We start from the raw sequence: 19,818 nt of genomic DNA, 5'->3' as shown, positions 1-19,818 counted from the left end.
TTTCTCTCAGAAAGAGAAACACCGAAAATAGGAGAAATTTCCTATACGAATGCCATAGGAATATAATGAACAAGTATATACCCTATACTTTCAGTTGTATGACAAGATGGATTCAGAAAGGAAAAAGCCCCGTGAAAGTACAAAATTCTTGCTTGAAAAAGATTGAATAAATGACGGTTTTCTCCATAAGAGAAATGTTTTGAATATGCAAAAATACATAAATTATTGAACATAATAGCATAAAACAAAGAAAAACCTTAATAGCCACCTCGTTAAATGTCGTGGTTACATAACAAATGTTGAGTAAACTAGATTGTATTTACAGCGAATAATCCCTGTAAATCAATTATATATGTTAAATATTTATGTCCTCTATTTCTCTTATGGAGAAAAATAGGAATGCGGCAAGATAAAAGACGGCATGAATGGTTGATATGACAGCCAAAAAAGACATAAATTACTATAATACAGACCAATACATAAGTTGGGATGAACTATGGGTATATCTTGACCTGCCGTAATAACTAAAAAACACACGACGAATGAGTACTCCCATAACCACAAGGGAAGATCTAACTAGAATCCAATGGTTCGCCATGAGCGCTTATAAAAACGAGAAAAAGGCGGAAGAGATGCTCAAAGGCAAGGATGGTCTAGAGTATTTCATACCGAAACACTATGCCGTAAGGGTCTATCACGGAGTGAAATCCAAAAGGCTTGTACCAGTCATCCCGAATCTCGTCTTCGTGCATGCTTCCCGAAAACAGATCACGGATTTCAAAAAAAAATATAATTTCTTACAATTCATGATGTGGGAGAAAAGCACGGGACTGAAATATATCGTGGTGCCGGATAAGCAAATGGAGAGCTTTATCAAGATTGCCTCGCAGTATGAAGAAAACACTATTTATTATAAACCGGAAGAGATTGACATACGGAAAGGTACCCACATATGTATTTACGGTGGCAAGTTCAATGGAGTAAAGGGCGTATTCATGCGGGTGAAAGGAAAACGTCGCCGCCGGGTGGTTGTGATGCTTGAAGGGATTATGGGTATATCGGTAGAAGTTCATCCCGATTTGATTGAAGTCATCAATGATTCCGATTGTGACAAATTTTGAGAGATGACACAAAAAGGAGATGATGAAGTTCCCCTTCCTCGTGGCCTTACACAAATAAAATAATATTTGAATATATGTATTTTTGGATTGTAAATTGTTCACTGGCATTTTTGCTTTGTGTTCTCTGTGCGGGTATCGTCATTCCCCAGATTCTGCTAATCGCTTTCCGTAAGAAATTGTTCGACTTTCCCGATGAGCGGAAGGTACATCATTGTGCGGTGCCCCGATTGGGTGGTATCGCATTCAAGCCGGTAGTGTTTTTCACCATAGCCCTGTTGCTAGGAATCAATATGGTGCTGGGACATTCGGAGATATTGTCCGAAATCGGGAACGACGTGTGCTCTTTGGCTTTTGCTTTCTGCTCCATCATGGTACTATATCTGGTTGGCATGGCCGATGACCTGATCGGTATCCGTTATCGTGCCAAGTTTGTCATCCAGATTCTGTGCGGCGTGATGCTTATTGCCGGTGGGGTATATATCAACAACCTATACGGTGTTCTGGGCATCCATGCGGTGCCGTTATGGTTAGGATATCCCCTGACCATCCTGATCGTGGTCTTCATCATCAATGCCATCAACCTGATTGACGGCATTGACGGGCTGGCTTCCGGGCTATGCAGTATCGCCTGCCTATTTTATGGACTGACTTTCTTTATGCTCCATCAGTATGTTTATGCCATGCTGGCGTTTGCCACATTGGGAGTGTTGGTACCATTCTTCTATTACAATGTTTTCGGGAACGCCAAACACGGAAGGAAGATCTTCATGGGCGACACAGGCAGTTTGACCATCGGCATGATGCTCTGTTTCCTCAGTCTCAAACTGACCATGTGCGGACTAGACGATAATACAGGAAATGTACATCCGATGGTGCTGGCCTTCTCACCCTTGCTGGTTCCATGCTGTGACGTGGTCAGGGTTTACCTGCATCGGGTACGCAACGGAAAGAACCCGTTCCTGCCGGACAAGAACCATATCCACCATAAGCTGCTTGCTCTCGGAATAAAGCAGCGCAATACCATGATCATCATTGTTTCCGTGTCAACTATATTCATACTGCTCAATATTCTTCTGTCCCTTTATCTCAATGTGAACTGGATCGTTTTGGGTGATATATTGATATGGACTCTCGCCAACATCAGGCTGACAAAATCTATCGCACAACTTCAATCGGAACAGAAAACCAACAAATAAAAATCAATAAATATGAAAATCAGATACATTTTATCCTTATTAACCGTGGCCTTTCTATTGGGATCATGTGCCACACCGAAAGTCGCTTATTTCACGGACCTGAAACGGGGTACCGCAGAGCAAGTCTTGAACCCGCTGGAAATCCGGATACGTCCAGAAGACAAGATTTCCATACAGGTCAACAGCAAAGACCCCTTATTAATGAACCTTTTCAACCTTCCGATCATATCCCGACAGATTGGTACGACATCAGGTACATCCAATAGTCAGGGAATATCAGGATATACAATAAATAAGGATGGGGATATTGATTTTCCTGTGCTGGGACATATCCATGTGGCAGGAATGACACGCGCGGAGATCGCCTCGTATATAAAAGAGGAATTGGTTTCAAAGAATCTCGTGAAAGACCCCGTTGTTACAGTGGAGTTTATGAACCTGACCGTTTCAGTGTTGGGCGAGGTTGCCACCCCCGGACGTTTCAATATCGAAAAGGACAAGCTGACACTTTTGGAGGCCTTAAGCATGGCCGGGGACCTTACCGTCTATGGGAAACGGGAAAACGTGCTGGTACAACGGGAGGAAAACGGGAAAAAAACCCTGTATCAGGTCAACCTGAATTCGGGATATGACCTTTATGCCTCTCCTGTGTATTATTTGCAGCAGAACGATATCGTTTATGTGGAACCCAACTCAATGAAAGCACGGCAGGCGACCGTCAACGGCAATAACGTCCGCTCAGCCTCTTTCTGGATGTCATTGGCCTCGTTGCTGACGACCATTACCGTGTTGATTGTAAAATAATATAGAATCAGATATGATGACCGTAAATCAAAAGAATATAAAACCGGGGCAGCAGGATGATTTCCTGCGAATACAGGACCTGTTATACCTGTGCCTCGCAAGATGGAAGTGGTTCGTCTTGTCTTTAGCGGTAACGATCGGTGCCGCTACTGCCTATCTGTTACGCACTCCTGCCGTATATACACGTACCGCTTCGGTATTGATCAAAGAGGATTCCAAAGGCAAGTCGGTCTCCTCGGATTTGGAATCCTTCTCGGAGTTCGGGCTGTTTCAATCCGGTACAAATGTGAATAACGAACTCATCACCTTTCGATCACCGTCTTTAATGACCGAAGTGGTTAAACGGTTGCGTCTGGATATGAATTACTTCGTTCGGGGAAAATTCCACCGTCAGGTAGCCTATGGACTGACATTACCGGTGGATGTAACGATAAATGACTTGCCTGAGAATGAATCAGCCGGTTTTACGTTGGAAATACAGCCGGACGGTACGTTATACCTATCCGACTTTATACGTAACGGGACAGATCTTGAAGAAAAGGACGTAAAGGGAAGCTTGCTCGACTCCATCACTACGCCATTGGGAAAAATCATTATCCATACAACACCCAATTACGTGAAAGGCGAGGCATATACATTATATGTAGGCAAATCCAGTCTGTATAACGCCGTCAACTCCTGCTCGTCCAATCTGTCCGTTTCATTGAACAGCGAGAAAGCGTCAGTCATAGACTTGTCATTCAAGGATAACTCCACACAGCGGGCAGAAGATGTATTGAGCATGTTGATTTCCGTTTATAACGAGAATTGGGTGAAGGACAAAAACCAGATCGCTGTCAGCACCTCAATGTTCATCAACGAGCGTCTGGGCGTAATCGAACGGGAACTGGGAAATGTGGACGAGGATATCTCCTCTTACAAGTCAGAACATCTGTTGCCCGACGTGCAGGCGGCATCGAGTATGTATATGGCTCAAAGCAGTGCGGCCAACGCGCAGATCCTGTCCCTGAACAACCAGCTTTATATGACCCGTTACATCCGGAACTATTTAGCCAACGATGCCAACCGTACCCAACTGCTTCCGGCCAACTCCGGCATTGAAAGCGCCAATATTGAATCGCAGATTGCCGAATACAACAAGCAACTGTTGCAGCGCAACAGTCTGGTTGCGAACAGCAGCACGGAAAATCCGCTGGTCGTGGATATGGATCAGGCTCTGGCATCCATGCGTGGGGCGATAATCAGATCTATCGACAATCAGATAGTGACCTTGAATTCGCAGATAAAAAGTTTGCGGCAGACGGAGCAACAGACGACATCACGTATAGCGGCCAACCCAACACAGGCCAAGTACCTGCTTTCGGTGGAGCGCCAACAGAAGGTAAAGGAAGCTCTTTACCTATTCCTGTTGCAAAAGCGTGAAGAGAACGAACTCTCACAGGCGTTCACGGCTTATAATACCCGCATTGTTACCCCGCCACACGGCAGCATGTTGCCGACATCCCCTGTGCATAAAAATATCTTTATGGTCGCATTCGCTCTGGGGCTGCTCATTCCGATAGTCATTATCTTCATGCGCGAGAATATGAATACCCGTGTACGGGGAAGGAAAGACCTGGAAAACCTGACTATACCGTTCATCGGTGAAATTCCGCTGTTCACAAGAAAGAAAAAAGGGATATTAGGAAAGAAACCGCAGGAAGTCAAGGCCGTTATCGTCAAGGAGGGCAACCGTGACATCATCAACGAGGCATTCCGCGTATTGCGTACCAACCTGGAATTTATGACCGGCAAGGACAAGACTTCGAATGTCATCATCATGACCTCATTCAATCCGGGCAGCGGCAAATCGTTTCTGACCATGAACATCGCCGTGAGCCTTGCCATCAAAGGAAAAAAAGTGCTGGTAATCGACGGAGACCTGCGCCACGCCTCTGCATCATCCTATATCGACTCTCCTGACAAGGGATTGAGCGACTATCTGGGAGGTCGTATCGATAATCTGGATGAGATCATCGTACCCGATCCGAAACATAAATCTATGGATATACTACCCGTGGGAACGATTCCTCCTAACCCAACGGAATTATTGTTCGACGAGCGGTTAAAGCAGACAATCGATACTGTAAGGGAGCAATATGACTATGTGCTGATCGACTGTCCGCCCGTTGAACTGGTGGCCGACACGCAAATTATTGAGAAACTGGCCGACCGTACCGTTTTCGTAGTTCGTGCAGGATTACTTGAACGGAGTATGCTTGCTGAATTGGAGAAAATCTACGAGGAGAAAAAATACAAGAACATGTCCCTGATCTTGAACGGGACCGAGGGAAGTGGCGGTCGCTATGGATACCGTTATGGCTATCGATATGGTTATCACTACGGTTACGGCTCAGGATACCACTAAGGTTCCGACGGAAAACAGGGTGGGGATAAATGGATGATTATTAATTAAAAAAAATAAAATGTTTTATATAAAAATACTCGTATCATTGTGTGGCCATTCAGGAAACGTATATCGCTGAAAGATAGCGGTATATTCAAGAATTTTACCGACTGTCACTCGCACATTCTGCCGGGTGTGGACGACGGTGTGCAGACGATGGAAGAAGCATTGGAAATACTGCGCCTGTATGAAGAGTTGGGCATAAAATCCGTATGGCTTACACCGCATATCATGGAAGATATGCCCAACACCACACTGCACCTCCGGGAGCGTTACGCTGAACTTCAAGCCACCTATAGCGGTCCGATAAAACTGCATCTGGCCTCAGAGAACATGCTTGACAACCTCTTCGAGGAACGGTTGGAAAAGAACGATCTGCTGCCCTTGGGTGAAAGCGGTGACCATCTACTGGTGGAAACCTCCTACTTTAACCCTCCGATGGGATTGAACAACATTCTGCTCCGCATCAAGGCTAAAGGCTATTATCCCATTCTTGCCCATCCGGAACGGTATGTTTATATGGGTGAGTCGGATTATCAACAATTAAAAGACATGGGAGTGAAGTTTCAGTTCAATCTTCCGTCAATAGCGGGTATGTATGGCAACCGGATTAAGAAAAAAGCCATGCTGCTATTAAAAGAAAAGGCTATTACTCATATAGGAACGGACATTCACAATTACAATATATTTCAAAAGTTCATTTGTACGAGTATTACAAAAAATATACAAAACTGTTTAATTGATAGTCAGACTGTTATAGTTTAAATAGATTATAATTATCGGTTATTAAGACCTGTAGATTCTGTTTAACTTTTTCTCTCTAGGTGGATTTGCATAAAATACATACAAAAAAATCCAACAGGCTGGAATTCAATGGAAATTGTAACAATCGACTTGGAGCAGATACACACAATCTCTCTTTTATCCAAACCAGTCTTAAAATAAATCATTACACCCCTATCAAGCAATAGGCTTGCAACTTCAACATAAAACAACAATCCATATGTCATTAACAAAAGTTTTAGTTACTGGTGGAGCGGGATTCATCGGCTCCAATTTATGTGAGTATTTATTGGCTCACGACTATGATGTAATCTGTTTGGATAATTTTTCCACAGGTAAACCTGAAAACATTTTTCCATTTCTACAACGATATCCGAATAAGTTTAAACTTATCGTAGGAGATATACGGAATCTGAACGATTGTAAGAAAGCTGTAGAAAATGTAGATTACGTTATGCATGAAGGAGCATTAGGCTCAGTTCCACGTTCTATCAAAGATCCTATAACTACAAATGAAACTAATATATCGGGATTCTTAAATATGCTGACAGCCGCTCGCGATGCCAATGTAAAGCGTTTTATATATGCAGCAAGTTCTTCTACATATGGAGACAGTCAGTCTCTTCCCAAAGTAGAAGATGTGATTGGTAAACCGCTTTCGCCTTATGCCATAACAAAGTATGTAAACGAGCTTTACGCCGATGTGTTTGCCAAAACCTATGGAATGGAATGTATCGGCTTACGATATTTCAATGTTTTCGGTCGTCGTCAAGATCCATTCGGGGCATATGCTGCGGTGATTCCTTTGTTCGTTAAGAAATTCATGGCTCATGAGAGTCCTGTCATTAACGGAGATGGTGAATATAGCCGCGATTTTACTTATATAGACAATGTGATTCAAATGAACATGCTGGCTATGACCACGACAAATCCGAATGCAACCAACCAAGTATACAATACTGCTTTCGGAGAACGCACCACATTAAACCAGTTGGTCGGTTACTTGAAAGAATTTTTGAGTGAATTTGACCCCGAAATTGCCAACGTGAAAATAATTCATGGTCCCAACCGCTTGGGGGATATTCCCCATTCCTTGGCATGTATTGATAAAGCAAAATCCCTTTTAGGTTACAATCCTCAATACAGTATGCGTGACGGTTTGAAAGAGGCTGTCAAATGGTATTGGAAGAATATTTAAAGTAATAATAACAGATGAAATTATGAATGAAACTAAAATTTGCGTAATTGGTCTTGGTTACGTAGGGCTCCCTTTGGCTCGTCTTTTCTCGACAAAGTATAAAACGATAGGTTTTGACATGAACCAAGCTCGTGTGACTGCTTTGATGGCAGGTCATGATGCGACACTCGAAGTGTCAGATGAACTACTCCAATCTGCCCTTGCCAATGGTTTTAAGTGTACTGCCAATATAGAGGAAATCCGTGATTACAATTTTTATGTAGTTGCCGTTCCCACTCCGGTAGACAAAAACAACAATCCGGATTTGACTCCGCTTTACGGTGCCAGCACAACTGTTGGTAAGGTAATCTCCAAAGGGGATATTGTGGTGTATGAATCTACTGTTTATCCAGGTGTTACAGAAGACGAATGTATCCCGGTTGTGGAAAAAGTGTCCGGATTGAAATTTAATGAAGATTTCTTTGCTGGCTATAGCCCTGAACGTATAAATCCGGGAGATAAACTTCATACAGTAGAAAAAATCAAAAAGGTTACTTCCGGTTCTACGCCTGAAATAGGTAAGAAAGTAAATGAGGTATATGCTTCTGTAATTACCGCCGGTACACATCTCGCTCCTACGATGAAAGTAGCGGAAGCAGCCAAAGTAATAGAAAACTCACAGCGTGATATCAATATCGCATTTGTGAATGAGCTATCCAAGATATTTACTAAAATGGGCATTGATACACAGGATGTACTGGAAGCAGCTTCTACCAAATGGAATTTCCTGCCATTTAAGCCTGGGCTGGTTGGAGGCCATTGCATTGGAGTTGATCCGTATTATTTGGCTCAATGTGCACAACGTCACGGTTATAATCCTGAGATAATCTTAGCCGGTCGCCGAATGAACGACGGTATGGGGGAATATGTGGCCAACCAAGTTGCGAAATTGATGCTGAAGAAAGGAATACAGGTGCTCAACTCTCATATCCTCATATTAGGGTTTACTTTTAAAGAAAACTGTCCTGATGTGCGGAACACAAAGGTTATAGATATTTACAATGCTTTGCGAGAGTATAACGTACATATCACCGTATATGATCCTTGGGCCAATCCTGATATAGTTATGCGAGAATATGGAATCTCGGTAACGAACCAACATCCTTTGGATAAGAAATTCGATGCGGCAATTATAGCTGTAGCACACGAACAGTTTATAGGCTTTGATGTAAAAACGTTACTAAATGCTCAACACGTCATATTCGATGTTAAAGCTATCTTTGAAAAAAACGTTGTAGATGGTAGACTCTAATCGGATTGTCTCCTTTGACATATTGAAAGGGGGAGGAATTTTATTGGTCATCCTTGGTCATATACAAATCCCTTACATGTTGAAAACCGTTATTTACAGTTTTCACATGCCCCTTTTCTTTTTTGTGTCAGGCTGTTTCTTTCGTCCAATCAGTTTGAGAGAGTTTTTTGCAAAAAAGACCAGACAATTACTGATTCCTTGGGCCTTTTTTGCCTTTTTGTTGTTCGCATATTTGTTCGTTTTGAAACTTAACGAAACTCATAATTGGGCAAAAGCGATCTCGCTCCCTGTAACGAGTATGTTTGATGGTTTTCTCGGTGATGAAAACTCTTTTATTTTATTTCATGTAATTTGGTTTTTAATTTGTTTGTTCGAGGTTTCATTCGTTTATTTATTGATACATAAAATCACCCCTACAATAAAGCATTAACAATCAGCGCATTATGTATATTATTATATGGAGTAGGATATTGGTTAAATGCTAATAACATTGATTTGCCATATTTTATTGACACAACAATGTCTACCTTGATTTATTACCATCTTGGTTTTTGCTTCATGCGGAACAAATGGTACGGCATGAAGGTTTCACCGATATACTCATTATTCTTGCTTATTATCGCCATTGTTTTCATCGTTCTATTTCCCTCTTACGTTGACTTAAAATCAAACAATTTTCCATTGCATCTATTGTTGCTTTCAATGGTTTTTATTATGAATTTTTATTGGTTTATCAATTCATATTTTAATTCGAGAAAGCTGAAACTTATTCCATTGGATAAAATATTGATTTGGTGTGGAATTAACAGTTTGGCATTATTGGGGCTACATATATTATTTGTAGATACATTCTGGATCGTGCGCAATAAGTTACATCTTGTAAACTACAGTTGGACCATATTGGAATTTGCACTCATTGTTGCAATATGCTATTTTGCGACAACCTTAATAAAAAGATACATTCCGTCTGTATTAGGAAGATCATAAGCTTGCTATGAATAAGACATCGTCCGTAAATAATAAAAAAATATTCAAGAATACAGTGGCACTTTATGCACGTATGTTGCTGTCCATGATTGTATCACTATATACATCACGGATCGTGTTAAATGCACTTGGTGTAGATGATTATGGCATTTATGGACTTGTCGGCGGTATTGTTGTCCTATTTAGCTTTTTGAATGTAACGATGAGTGGAGCGACTTCACGCTTTCTTACAGTCGAACTTGCCAAAAATGACCCTCGACAACTCCAACAAACATTCAATACAGCCTTTATATTACATATAGGAATTGCAATTATAGTCTTGTTTTTGGCTGAAACGGTCGGACTTTGGCTGTTATTCGAAAAATTGAACATTCCAGATGAGAGAATGAGTGCAGCTGTTTGGGTGTATCAATTTTCAATAATTTCCTCAATGGTCAGCATCACTCAAGTTCCATACAATGCGACTCTTATTTCGCACGAAAAAATGGACGTGTATGCTATTGTGGAAATTGTTGGATCACTGTTGAAGTTGCTGATCGCTACACTTCTACTTATTACAGTATGTGATAAGCTCATTTTATATGGAGGACTTATGCTCTTATCTTCATTCTTGATTGCAATGACATATCGCATTTATTGCATTAGGCATTATGACGAATGCCGGATTAATTGGGAATGGAATAAGGTTATCGGCCGTTCTCTGTTTAGCTTTTCAGGATGGAATCTTTATTCCAATATTTGCTTTACTACTCGTCAACAGGGAACAAATATGTTGCTTAATATATTTGGCAGTACAGCTGTTAATGCCGCAGCCGGATTGGCAACAACTGTGCAACTGATGATTGAACAAGTATCAACCAATTTGGTAATGGCTTCGAGGCCGCAAATTATAAAGCAATACGCATTGACCGATTTCAATGCCATGATACAATTACTAAAGCAAACTACTTGTTTGGCAAATGTGTTATATCTGTTGGTTGCTATTCCTTTTATCTCTGAAATACATTATGTAATGAATTTATGGCTCGTGGAAGTTCCTCCATATACAATTGAATTCTGTATTTTATTGATAGTCTCAAGCTTCATATCATTGAATAATAATATTATATATATTGGAATACAAGCTGTCGGACGTTTGAAATTTTATTCATTTATGGCGGGGACAGTATCATTATCAGTCATTCCGATACTTTGGTTATTGTTTAGTAAAGGTATCGGCTTGACTTGGGCTTTTGGATTGCCTATAGTGAGCACATTATTGATTTATATCGTTTGCTCATATACACTCCATCATTATGTTGAAGATTTCAAACCGATACGTTTTTTCTTCACAACGATGGTAGTGAATCTTTTCATAAGTATTCCTTCTTTTACCGCAATCCTACTCATACAACATATCTTGGTTGAGTCCTTTACAAGAGTGATTATCGTGGCTCTTAGTTCTTCAATAATATTGGTTGTTCTGTCCTATTATGTGCTATTAGACAAAGAAAATAAGAAAAAAGTAAAAGCATTGATTTTAAACAAATTAAAACGATGAATAAAAACATACTTATAATTACTCCTTTTTTTCCGCCACAGACTCATGCTGCGGTATTTAGGGCATTTAAACTTGTAAAATATCTTAAACGTACAGGTTGGAATCCGATAGTACTGACGGTTAATCGTAATTATCTATATTTAGAAGATCCTGATTTGTTGGACGAAGTCCAAGACGTGCCTATTTATCAAGCCAATTATATAGAACCGACATTGCGCGGCCTTAGAATGTTGCTTGGAGGAGAAGATACTTCACTCAAAGCCATTACAGCCAAAGCAAAAACTATTGGTGCACAGTCAAAAAGCACGGATACAGTCACCTCTAACAAGCAATCTTTATTCGGTAAGTTTTATAAATATATACTAGACCGATGGATTCAAGTTCCCGACCGCTTTAGATTCTGGGAAAGAAGTGCCGTGAGGATGGGACGAAAAATAATTAAAGAACATGATATATCTATCATATATACCACTTGCCTGCCTTTTACCTCAAATAGAATCGGTATGCGACTTAAACATCTAACCGGAGTAAAATGGGTTGCTGATTTCAGGGATCCTACCACATACGCTAAGCGAATGTATTCTGATTATTTTCCTGTTTTTGCCAAGCAAAAGAAAATTGAACAAGATACTTTTAAATACGCTGATGCTATTACTGGTCTGTCGGGAGCATACCTGAATATATTTAATGATTTATATGAGGGACGATACTCAAATAAATCATATTTTATTCCAACTGGAGTAGATGATGATTATTTGCCTTCTTTTCAAAATAGAGAAAAAGAGAATTATATAATATTCGTGGGTGAATACCTCCATGAATATAAAGATAATTTCTTGAAAATATTTGCCGAAGCTGTCAATTCTAAGGAATTAAAAGGCAAGGGTTGCACCCTTAAAATTGTGGGTAATAAGAATATCAATCAAAAACAAACGGAAGAATTTGTCAATGATTTGGGAATCTGTAACAACGTGGAATATATCAATCATGTACCGCAGCGTAAATTGTATGAATTGATAGTTAATGCAAAAGCAGCAGTACTTATTCCCGGACACACGGCTTTATGGTGGACTAATTTCGCAAAAATGGTCGATTATATCGCATTACAAGTGCCTGTATTAGCAATGGTGCCCATGACTAGCGAAGCACGAACCGAATTGATAAAAGCAGGCATAGGTATTTTTATAGATACTCCTCAGCAAGGTGTTACTGTCATCAAACAAGTATTTAGCGAAAAATTTCCAATGACGGCAAACAAAGAATATTGCCGCCGTTACTTGGCATCGCAACAAACAAAATCTTTCATTGATATTTTCCAAAAAATACAATAGAGATGCATATAGCGTTTTTAACTACAGAATATCCGATATTGGGTATGAAATGTGGCGGAATCGGAATTTTTATCAAACATTTGTCTCATCTTATCGTTAAGAGTGAGACTGGTGTGAAGGTATCAGTTGTGTATTGGGGCAATAAGTTTACAGAAACTGTGTGGGACGATGGTATATCTGTGATACCTATAAACCAGCCTCATAAGTCTCCATTTTCTTCTTTTATCAATAGAAGGTATCTAAATAAAAAGTTAAATCTATTAGTGGCAAAGATTGGCATCGACCTCGTTGAATCTATCGACTGGGAGGGACCTTTGGCTTTTTGTAGTTTATCTGTACCAGTAGTTACAAGATTACATGGTTCAAATGTGTATTTCGATCATTTGTCTGGAAACAAAACTCCATGGAACGTACGGCTTATGGAATATAATGCTTTGCGTAATTCTGATGCCTATATAGGAGTTAGCCGACAGGCTCTCGACCTGACGGATAAATTATTCAGTCTGTCTTCGAATAAGAGAAAATGTGTAATATATAATCCTGTGGATATAAACATGCCCCCTCTTTCATCTAGTGACATGAACAAAAATACAATAACGATACTTTATTGGGGGACAATTGTTGAGAAAAAGGGGGTACTTGATTTGCCTCTTATTTTCAACAGGATATGCGAGCAAAACGACAATGTCAAACTCATTCTCATCGGACAGGATGCAGTAGTGAATGGTTCTTCGACATGGGAAAAATGCAAATCTCTCTTTTCAAAGCAATCGATCGGTTGTGTATCGTATTTAGGTCGCTTACCTTATGACAAGACTATGTCATACGCTAACAGTGCCGATATTTGCATATTTCCAAGCCATGCAGAAACTTTCGGTTTGGTCTTACTGGAGGCAATGTTACTGCGGAAGGCAATTGTTTGTTCCGATATCGATTGTTTTCAAGAGATTATAGGAGACAGTAACTGTGTTTGCAAATGCAGGGTGAAACGTATCGATGAATTTGCAGAGGCTTTGCAACGGCTAATCTCGAATCCCATTTATAGGTGTGAACAAGCCGACAGGGCTTATCTAAATGCAACTGCTAGATTCAACACCAACGAGATAGTGGCACAAAACATCGAATTTTACAATCGAGTTATAAGAGATAGCTCCAAACATCATGTAGAAGAATCCTAACTCAACTGCTTTATTAGAAAATTTAAACGGACTTTTTATTTATAAAATCACATATTCATACGAAGGGGAGTTAAGGCTTTTTTTGTATTGCCATCTTGAAGAAAGTCAAACATTTCAGTACAACTACGTAAAATATAGAAATGCTTCATTATAGTGAAATTTCTGATAGAGTATAATTCCTAAACGAAGTGATTAATTTCTTAACTCTTGATTCATATTATTCATAAACGCCTTATGCAAAAAGGGATAAGCATTATTTTGCCCACACTTAATCGGGCTGATTATCTGGCAAGTACAGTTGATTGCTTAATAGAGCAAGATTTTGGGGAGCCGTATGAAATAATTATTGTAGACCAATCGGCAGCCATTGACAGTACTATGTATAGTCGTGCAAAAGATAGTGATACATTGATTAAGTACTATCATGTGACTGAATTTAGAGGGCTACCTGAAGCTCGTAATTTCGGTGTGCAACACACACAATACGCCTACATCCTATTTCTAGATGATGATATCGAGTGTGACTGCAACCTGCTCAAAGAGCATTACAAGTTCTTGTCACAACCTGATATCGCAGTAGTGGCAGGGGGAATTACAGAAAAATATAAGAATAATCCCAAATCGAAAAATGTAGGCAAGTTCCATTTCTATACGGCAACTCCAGAACGGGGATTCCACATTAATCATAAAGAATATGTAGATCATGGCGGAGGTGGAAATTATAGCATAAAAAAAGACATATTTTTAGAAGTTGGTGGTGTTGATGAATATTTGAATTATGGAGCTGCTCTATATGAAGAAACCGAAATATGTTTACGAGTAAAGGAACTTGGATACAAAGTTTTTTTTAATTATGATGCTCATGTATGGCACTTGGCTGCTGATACAGGCGGTTGCAGGGTTCTGGATATCAATCGCTATATTGCTTCATTAGTACATAACCGGGCTTTATTGATTAGCCGTCATCTCAAATGGTATCATAGGCCGACTGCTTACATCTATTTGTTGCGTCTTGTTGCATCATACGCTTTTACTTACCGCAATCCCGGACTGTTTAGACTTTTTGCAAAAACTTATAAAGAAGGTTATAAAAAAGGAAAACTAACTCCTAAATATACTCATTATGCAAACATCTAACAAACACATTTTTATTGTAACCTATGATTATCCACCAAGTAATGGTGGTATTGCAAGGCTTTGTTTTGAACTGAAAAAATATTTAGAGAAAAAAGGACTGAATGTTACAGTCATTTGTCCCCAAAGTACTTCTACCGATGCAGAGGAGGATAATAATGTGGTGAGATTGCATGGAAGAAGAGGAATATTGGAGTTGCGTACATTGAAGTATTTACGCAAAAAAACTGTTCCCGGTGATATTGTAATTACCGGGAATTATCATCCAGAGGGAATGCTGTCTCTATTGTCAAACAGAGAAACCTATATATTGGCACATGGAGCCGAATATCTTGCCGGAAAGAGTTTTTTCCGACGCTGTATTTGGCCTACTTATCGACGTTTTATACTAAGAAACGCCTCTTGCGTGATTGCTAACAGTCATTATACAGAGACATTAGTAAAACATTGTTCTCCAAATGCTAAAACAATCGCTATTCCGTTAGCGGTTGATGCAATTCATTTTCGCCCTACTTGTGAAAAATATAAGGATGGCTTGCTACACCTCTGTTCTATTTCTCGATTGGAAAAATTTAAAGGACATGATTTTATTATCCGGACGATAGCTTCTTTACCGGCAAAGTATAAGCAACAAGTGCGATTGCATCTCGGAGGTAAAGGAAAATATAAGAGTGCACTTGAGCGGATGGTTACCGATTTAGGATTGTCAGATATTGTATCATTTGAAGGTTTCATTGATGATAATAAACTTTGCGATTTCTATTCAGCCTCGCATATATTCATTCTCTGTACACGTGAAGAAGCGGATAATAGGAATGTAGAAGGATACGGGCTTGTTTTTGCCGAAGCGCAAGCTTGTGGAACCGCCGTTATAGGTACTCGTACAGGTGGCATTCCCGATGCTGTCGAGGAGAATAATGGCGGTTGGTTGATACATCAGGACGCCCACGAAGAATTGGAGAATTTACTCATTAAGTTAATCGACGATAAATCTCTTGCTATAAATGAAGGTCGTAATGCACGTCGGCGCATAGAAGCTAAAATTACGTGGGAACATTATGTGGACCAAATTTGTGATGTCATTTTATGAGTATTAGTCTATATATAGCCTTATATTACAACTTGTTGCTGCTATTAGTTGTTTACATCGCTATTCAACCGGTCAGGGCAGAAACAGTAAGACAGCCTTATATCAACAACCAGATATTTAGCCTTGCTTTACTCTTGATTGTATATGTTCATGTAACTTTCCGACCGACCGATTATCACTACTTTGGAGATACTTCAGCTTATGCCATGGCTTTCCAAAAGAAAGCCTTCTATGGTACGGTTGCTATAAGAGATAGAGATATTGGTTTTGAGTATCTTACCTATTGGCTTTCACAACTCGTCAATTTAAAAGGGTATTGGTTTGTTCTTTGCTCATTATATATATTGCCTGTTTTCTTTGCTTTAAAGAAACGATTCAAACAACAATATGCTGTAGCACTAGTGTTGTTCGTTTGTTCTTTGAGTTTTTGGGGATACGGAGTAAATGGACTGCGTAACGGAATAGCTACATCGTTAGTTATCTTCTCTTTTCTTGTTCCAAACAACGATATTAAACGAATTCCTGTTTGGATTATAGCATGTCTTTTCCATCAATCCGTCATGTTGCCAATTGGCTGTTTCTTGCTGACCCGACTTTCAAATAATCCCAAACACTACTTATACTTATGGGGAACGTTTTTCCTGCTTATGCTTGTTGCACGTGATTCTTTCTCCACTTTGTTGACAAACATTCCTTGGTTTGAACAGGATAAAAGGATGTCTGAATATTTGAATATGTCTTATAAAGGCATGGAGCAAATGTTCTCTAATATTGGATTTCGCTGGGACTTCATTATTTATAGTTTGATACCCATTATCGCAGGAGTGAAATATATCTATACATATTGCTACGAAGACAAATTGTTTATCCGTTTATTTAATACTTATATAGCAAGTAATGCGTTCTGGCTATTGACCATTCATGTACCGTATAATAACAGATTTGCTTATCTATCTTGGTTTCTTTATCCTATAGTATTGATATATCCCTTGCTAAAAGATAACTTAATAAATAACCAGGGAGAACGAATAAAATGGATTATTCTATGTTATTATATGTTCACTTATGTAATGTGGATAAAATAAAATACAAAACAATAGAAAAAGATTTTTATGAAAGATTTAGTTACTGTATTTACACCGGTATATAATAGGAAGAATTTAATTGGAAATCTATATCAGAGTTTGTTGTCTCAAACCTATAAAAATTTTGAATGGATTATTGTTGACGATGGGAGCACTGATGATATTGATGAAATTATAAAATCTTATCAAAATGAAGATCGTATATTAATTCGTTTCATCAAACAAGAGAATGGTGGAAAACATAGAGCAATCAACAATGGCGTATTACATGCAAAAGGAGAATTATTTTATATTGTAGATAGTGATGACTATTTAACAAAAGACTCTATAGAACGAATAGTTTTTCATTATCAATATATAAAGAATAATGATAAATTTGCTGGAGTTTGTGGTATGAAATGCTTTCCAGATGGTTCTCGTATAGGGAAAGAGGTTACATGGAAAATTTTAAAAGATTCTTGGATTAACTATTGGATTATAAAAAATATAAAAGGGGATGTTGCGTTTGTTTTTAAAACATCAGTCCTGAGAAATTATTTATTTGACGATATACCCGGAGAAAAATTTTGTGCAGAAAGTTTGGTTCTAAACCGTATTGGAAAAAATTACCTTATGTTATTTTTTAATGAAAAAATATACATCGCAGAGTATTTATCAGACGGTTTATCTGTTTCATCAATCAAAAACAGAATGAATTCACCTAATTATGCCATGAGAATTTATTCAGAAATGGCATCACTAGATATTCCATATTTAAAAAAAATAAAAGCTCATATAAATTACTGGCGTTTTGCTCCTTGCTCTAAATTGAAAATGAAAAATAAAATAAAACAAATAGGAATTTCTAGTTATATTATTTTTATGCCTATTGGCTATTTGTTTCATATGAAAGATAAAAAAAACAATTATATAGATATTAGACATGTCGGATCTAAGCGGTAGAACTTTATTTAAACGGATTAAACCATTAATTAAGGTATTCGTTATAGTAGATTCATATCTTCCTAGGAAACTTAATAATTTTTTATTTGTAAGTTTAAGAGGTATTGGAGGAAAAGTTGGTATTGTGATTAGATACATATTGGTGAAAAATCTAGCAAAAAAATGCGGTGATAATGTTGTAATTAAAGAAAATGTATATATATCTAACATAGAGAAACTAGAACTGGGAGATAATATCAGTATTCATCCGATGTGTTATTTTGAATGTAGCGGAGGATTGATGATCGGAAATAATGTGTCTATTGCCCATTCAAGTTCAATACTAACAAGTACTCACACTTATTCTGATTTTAATTTACCTATTAAATATAATGAAATCCTAAAAAAAACGGTAGTTATCCATGATGATGTATGGATTGGTTGTGGAGTGAGGATTTTATGTGGAGTTCACATTGATACAAGATGTATAATAGGCGCAAATAGTTTGGTTAATAAAAGTGTTGACTCATTCTCTATTTATGGGGGAGTTCCTGCAAAAAAAATAAAATCTTTTCAATGAAAAAAAAGAAATTATTCAAAATAACAAATTCAGCTTATTTTCAAGTCCGGCAACTTCAAGGTCAATTGAATTATTTTTCCGCATATTTCGATGTCATTGCCGTTGCCCCTAAAGGAGAAGGTTGGGAGGAATTACAGAAGCAACAGGCACGTTGTATTCCGGTAAAAATGTCAAGAGCCATAAATCCGATTTTCGATTTAATAACTCTTTTCCAATTGGTAAAACTTTTTATCAAAGAGAAGCCGACTATTGTTCACTCGCACACCCCCAAAGCTGGTCTTTTGGGTATGTTAGCAGCATGGATAGCACGTGTGCCGATCCGTATGCACACGGTAACAGGCTTCCCATTGACGACGGCTACGGGCATAAAAAAACAAATTCTTCGTTTTACGGAACGGTTAACTTACGCTTGTGCCACAAATGTATATCCCAATTCACAAAAGATGTGTGATATTATTTGTTCAATGGGGATCGGCAATCCTAAAAAAATGCTTGTTATCGGTAATGGTGGTTCAAATGGAATTGATACGGCATTCTATTCGCGAAATGCTACACAAGATATTAAGATTTCAACTTTCGATTTCACGTTTGGTTTTGTAGGTCGTATATTTTATGAGAAAGGAATCAATGAATTAGTAGCTTCTTTTATTCGATTACAGAAAGATTATCCTAACATAGGATTACGTTTAATCGGCTTTATGGAAGAAAACCTTTATCCGGTTGATGATTGGGTAAAACAAGAGATTAGCACAAATTCTCACATTGAGTTTGTCGGCTTTCAACAAGATGTTCGTCCCTATCTAATGGGGTGTGAGGCTTTTGTTTTTCCCTCCTATCGTGAAGGTTTCCCTAATGTTGTCATGCAAGCTGGGGCCTTGGAATTACCACAAATCGTTACAGATATCAATGGTTGTAATGAAATAATTGTTCAAAACAAAAATGGAATAATTGTTCCACCACAAGACGAACACGCATTGTATAAAGCCATGAAATATTTTTTGGATAATCCTAATGAGGTAAAAAGAATGGCAAAGAATGCAAGGGCAATGATTACATCACGTTACGAACGCAATAAATTTTGGAAATTGATGCTTGAAGAATACTATCGGCAAATTAAAAATCGAATTAAATAA

General features: G+C 38.6%; 17 protein-coding genes. All 17 read left to right on the top strand.

The genetic code is table 11. The annotated features are described in order from the left end of the window. Positions 1-542 precede the first annotated feature (542 nt). Positions 543-1,121, top strand: coding sequence for a UpxY family transcription antiterminator (locus HMPREF2794_RS05190; RefSeq protein ID WP_005868833.1), 579 nt, complete (start codon positions 543-545; stop codon positions 1,119-1,121). Between the two features lie 74 nt (positions 1,122-1,195). Further along, positions 1,196-2,317: an MraY family glycosyltransferase gene (locus tag HMPREF2794_RS05185; RefSeq protein WP_005868835.1), complete on the top strand. Its 1,122-nt coding sequence runs from the start codon at positions 1,196-1,198 to the stop codon at positions 2,315-2,317. Positions 2,318-2,329: 12 nt separating this feature from the next. Next, the gene (locus HMPREF2794_RS05180) at positions 2,330-3,121 is read left to right on the top strand and encodes a polysaccharide biosynthesis/export family protein (protein ID WP_005868837.1); all 792 of its coding nucleotides are present in this window, start codon (positions 2,330-2,332) and stop codon (positions 3,119-3,121) included. A 16-nt stretch (positions 3,122-3,137) separates the two neighbouring features. Further along, the gene (locus HMPREF2794_RS05175; protein ID WP_008782414.1) at positions 3,138-5,528 is read left to right on the top strand and encodes a GumC family protein; all 2,391 of its coding nucleotides are present in this window, start codon (positions 3,138-3,140) and stop codon (positions 5,526-5,528) included. Positions 5,529-5,615: 87 nt separating this feature from the next. After that, on the top strand, positions 5,616-6,332 hold the full coding sequence (locus tag HMPREF2794_RS05170; protein WP_005868841.1) for a tyrosine-protein phosphatase: 717 nt from the start codon (positions 5,616-5,618) through the stop codon (positions 6,330-6,332). A gap of 238 nt (positions 6,333-6,570) precedes the next feature. Then, positions 6,571-7,548 (top strand): SDR family oxidoreductase, encoded by a 978-nt coding sequence (locus HMPREF2794_RS05160; RefSeq protein WP_005868843.1) that lies wholly within the window; start codon positions 6,571-6,573, stop codon positions 7,546-7,548. Between the two features lie 22 nt (positions 7,549-7,570). Continuing rightward, a complete protein-coding gene (locus HMPREF2794_RS05155; protein ID WP_005868845.1) occupies positions 7,571-8,839 on the top strand; it encodes a nucleotide sugar dehydrogenase in 1,269 nt (422 codons plus the stop codon). After that, a complete protein-coding gene (locus HMPREF2794_RS05150) occupies positions 8,826-9,269 on the top strand; it encodes an acyltransferase family protein (RefSeq protein ID WP_005868848.1) in 444 nt (147 codons plus the stop codon). Before HMPREF2794_RS05155 ends, HMPREF2794_RS05150 begins: the two co-directional genes overlap by 14 nt. A 564-nt stretch (positions 9,270-9,833) precedes the next feature. Beyond that, the gene (locus tag HMPREF2794_RS05145) at positions 9,834-11,366 is read left to right on the top strand and encodes a lipopolysaccharide biosynthesis protein (protein ID WP_005868853.1); all 1,533 of its coding nucleotides are present in this window, start codon (positions 9,834-9,836) and stop codon (positions 11,364-11,366) included. Then, on the top strand, positions 11,363-12,697 hold the full coding sequence (locus HMPREF2794_RS05140) for a glycosyltransferase (RefSeq protein WP_005868855.1): 1,335 nt from the start codon (positions 11,363-11,365) through the stop codon (positions 12,695-12,697). Before HMPREF2794_RS05145 ends, HMPREF2794_RS05140 begins: the two co-directional genes overlap by 4 nt. Positions 12,698-12,699: 2 nt before the next feature. Continuing rightward, positions 12,700-13,875, top strand: coding sequence for a glycosyltransferase family 4 protein (locus HMPREF2794_RS05135; RefSeq protein WP_005868857.1), 1,176 nt, complete (start codon positions 12,700-12,702; stop codon positions 13,873-13,875). Between the two features lie 234 nt (positions 13,876-14,109). Beyond that, positions 14,110-15,012 (top strand): glycosyltransferase family 2 protein, encoded by a 903-nt coding sequence (locus HMPREF2794_RS05130; protein ID WP_005868858.1) that lies wholly within the window; start codon positions 14,110-14,112, stop codon positions 15,010-15,012. After that, positions 14,999-16,099 carry a glycosyltransferase family 4 protein gene (locus HMPREF2794_RS05125; protein WP_005868860.1) on the top strand — a complete coding sequence of 367 codons (1,101 nt, stop codon included), beginning with the start codon at positions 14,999-15,001 and terminating at the stop codon, positions 16,097-16,099. Before HMPREF2794_RS05130 ends, HMPREF2794_RS05125 begins: the two co-directional genes overlap by 14 nt. Continuing rightward, the gene (locus HMPREF2794_RS05120) at positions 16,096-17,184 is read left to right on the top strand and encodes an EpsG family protein (RefSeq protein WP_005868861.1); all 1,089 of its coding nucleotides are present in this window, start codon (positions 16,096-16,098) and stop codon (positions 17,182-17,184) included. The genes HMPREF2794_RS05125 and HMPREF2794_RS05120 overlap by 4 nt, the downstream gene beginning before the upstream one ends. 27 nt (positions 17,185-17,211) lie before the next feature. Then, positions 17,212-18,126 (top strand): glycosyltransferase family 2 protein, encoded by a 915-nt coding sequence (locus HMPREF2794_RS05115; RefSeq protein ID WP_005868862.1) that lies wholly within the window; start codon positions 17,212-17,214, stop codon positions 18,124-18,126. Then, positions 18,107-18,685 (top strand): acyltransferase, encoded by a 579-nt coding sequence (locus HMPREF2794_RS05110; RefSeq protein ID WP_005868863.1) that lies wholly within the window; start codon positions 18,107-18,109, stop codon positions 18,683-18,685. Before HMPREF2794_RS05115 ends, HMPREF2794_RS05110 begins: the two co-directional genes overlap by 20 nt. Then, positions 18,682-19,818, top strand: coding sequence for a glycosyltransferase family 4 protein (locus HMPREF2794_RS05105; RefSeq protein WP_005868864.1), 1,137 nt, complete (start codon positions 18,682-18,684; stop codon positions 19,816-19,818). The genes HMPREF2794_RS05110 and HMPREF2794_RS05105 overlap by 4 nt, the downstream gene beginning before the upstream one ends.

Source organism: Bacteroides sp. HMSC067B03 (genome assembly GCF_001811315.1).
Classification (GTDB): Bacteria; Bacteroidota; Bacteroidia; order Bacteroidales; family Bacteroidaceae; genus Bacteroides; species Bacteroides faecis.
The sequence above is the reverse complement of the archived record's forward strand: the minus strand, read 5'-3'. Positions and strand labels throughout refer to the sequence as shown.

Excerpts from the sequence above, each read along its gene's own strand:
- HMPREF2794_RS05190 (WP_005868833.1), top strand. The coding sequence starts at position 543 with ATGAGTACTCCCATAACCACAAGGGAAGATCTAACTAGAATCCAATGG.
- HMPREF2794_RS05185 (WP_005868835.1), top strand. The coding sequence starts at position 1,196 with ATGTATTTTTGGATTGTAAATTGTTCACTGGCATTTTTGCTTTGTGTT.
- HMPREF2794_RS05180 (WP_005868837.1), top strand. The coding sequence starts at position 2,330 with ATGAAAATCAGATACATTTTATCCTTATTAACCGTGGCCTTTCTATTG.
- HMPREF2794_RS05175 (WP_008782414.1), top strand. The coding sequence starts at position 3,138 with ATGACCGTAAATCAAAAGAATATAAAACCGGGGCAGCAGGATGATTTC.
- HMPREF2794_RS05160 (WP_005868843.1), top strand. The coding sequence starts at position 6,571 with ATGTCATTAACAAAAGTTTTAGTTACTGGTGGAGCGGGATTCATCGGC.
- HMPREF2794_RS05155 (WP_005868845.1), top strand. The coding sequence starts at position 7,571 with ATGAATGAAACTAAAATTTGCGTAATTGGTCTTGGTTACGTAGGGCTC.
- HMPREF2794_RS05150 (WP_005868848.1), top strand. The coding sequence starts at position 8,826 with ATGGTAGACTCTAATCGGATTGTCTCCTTTGACATATTGAAAGGGGGA.
- HMPREF2794_RS05145 (WP_005868853.1), top strand. The coding sequence starts at position 9,834 with ATGAATAAGACATCGTCCGTAAATAATAAAAAAATATTCAAGAATACA.
- HMPREF2794_RS05140 (WP_005868855.1), top strand. The coding sequence starts at position 11,363 with ATGAATAAAAACATACTTATAATTACTCCTTTTTTTCCGCCACAGACT.
- HMPREF2794_RS05135 (WP_005868857.1), top strand. The coding sequence starts at position 12,700 with ATGCATATAGCGTTTTTAACTACAGAATATCCGATATTGGGTATGAAA.
- HMPREF2794_RS05130 (WP_005868858.1), top strand. The coding sequence starts at position 14,110 with ATGCAAAAAGGGATAAGCATTATTTTGCCCACACTTAATCGGGCTGAT.
- HMPREF2794_RS05125 (WP_005868860.1), top strand. The coding sequence starts at position 14,999 with ATGCAAACATCTAACAAACACATTTTTATTGTAACCTATGATTATCCA.
- HMPREF2794_RS05120 (WP_005868861.1), top strand. The coding sequence starts at position 16,096 with ATGAGTATTAGTCTATATATAGCCTTATATTACAACTTGTTGCTGCTA.
- HMPREF2794_RS05115 (WP_005868862.1), top strand. The coding sequence starts at position 17,212 with ATGAAAGATTTAGTTACTGTATTTACACCGGTATATAATAGGAAGAAT.
- HMPREF2794_RS05110 (WP_005868863.1), top strand. The coding sequence starts at position 18,107 with ATGTCGGATCTAAGCGGTAGAACTTTATTTAAACGGATTAAACCATTA.
- HMPREF2794_RS05105 (WP_005868864.1), top strand. The coding sequence starts at position 18,682 with ATGAAAAAAAAGAAATTATTCAAAATAACAAATTCAGCTTATTTTCAA.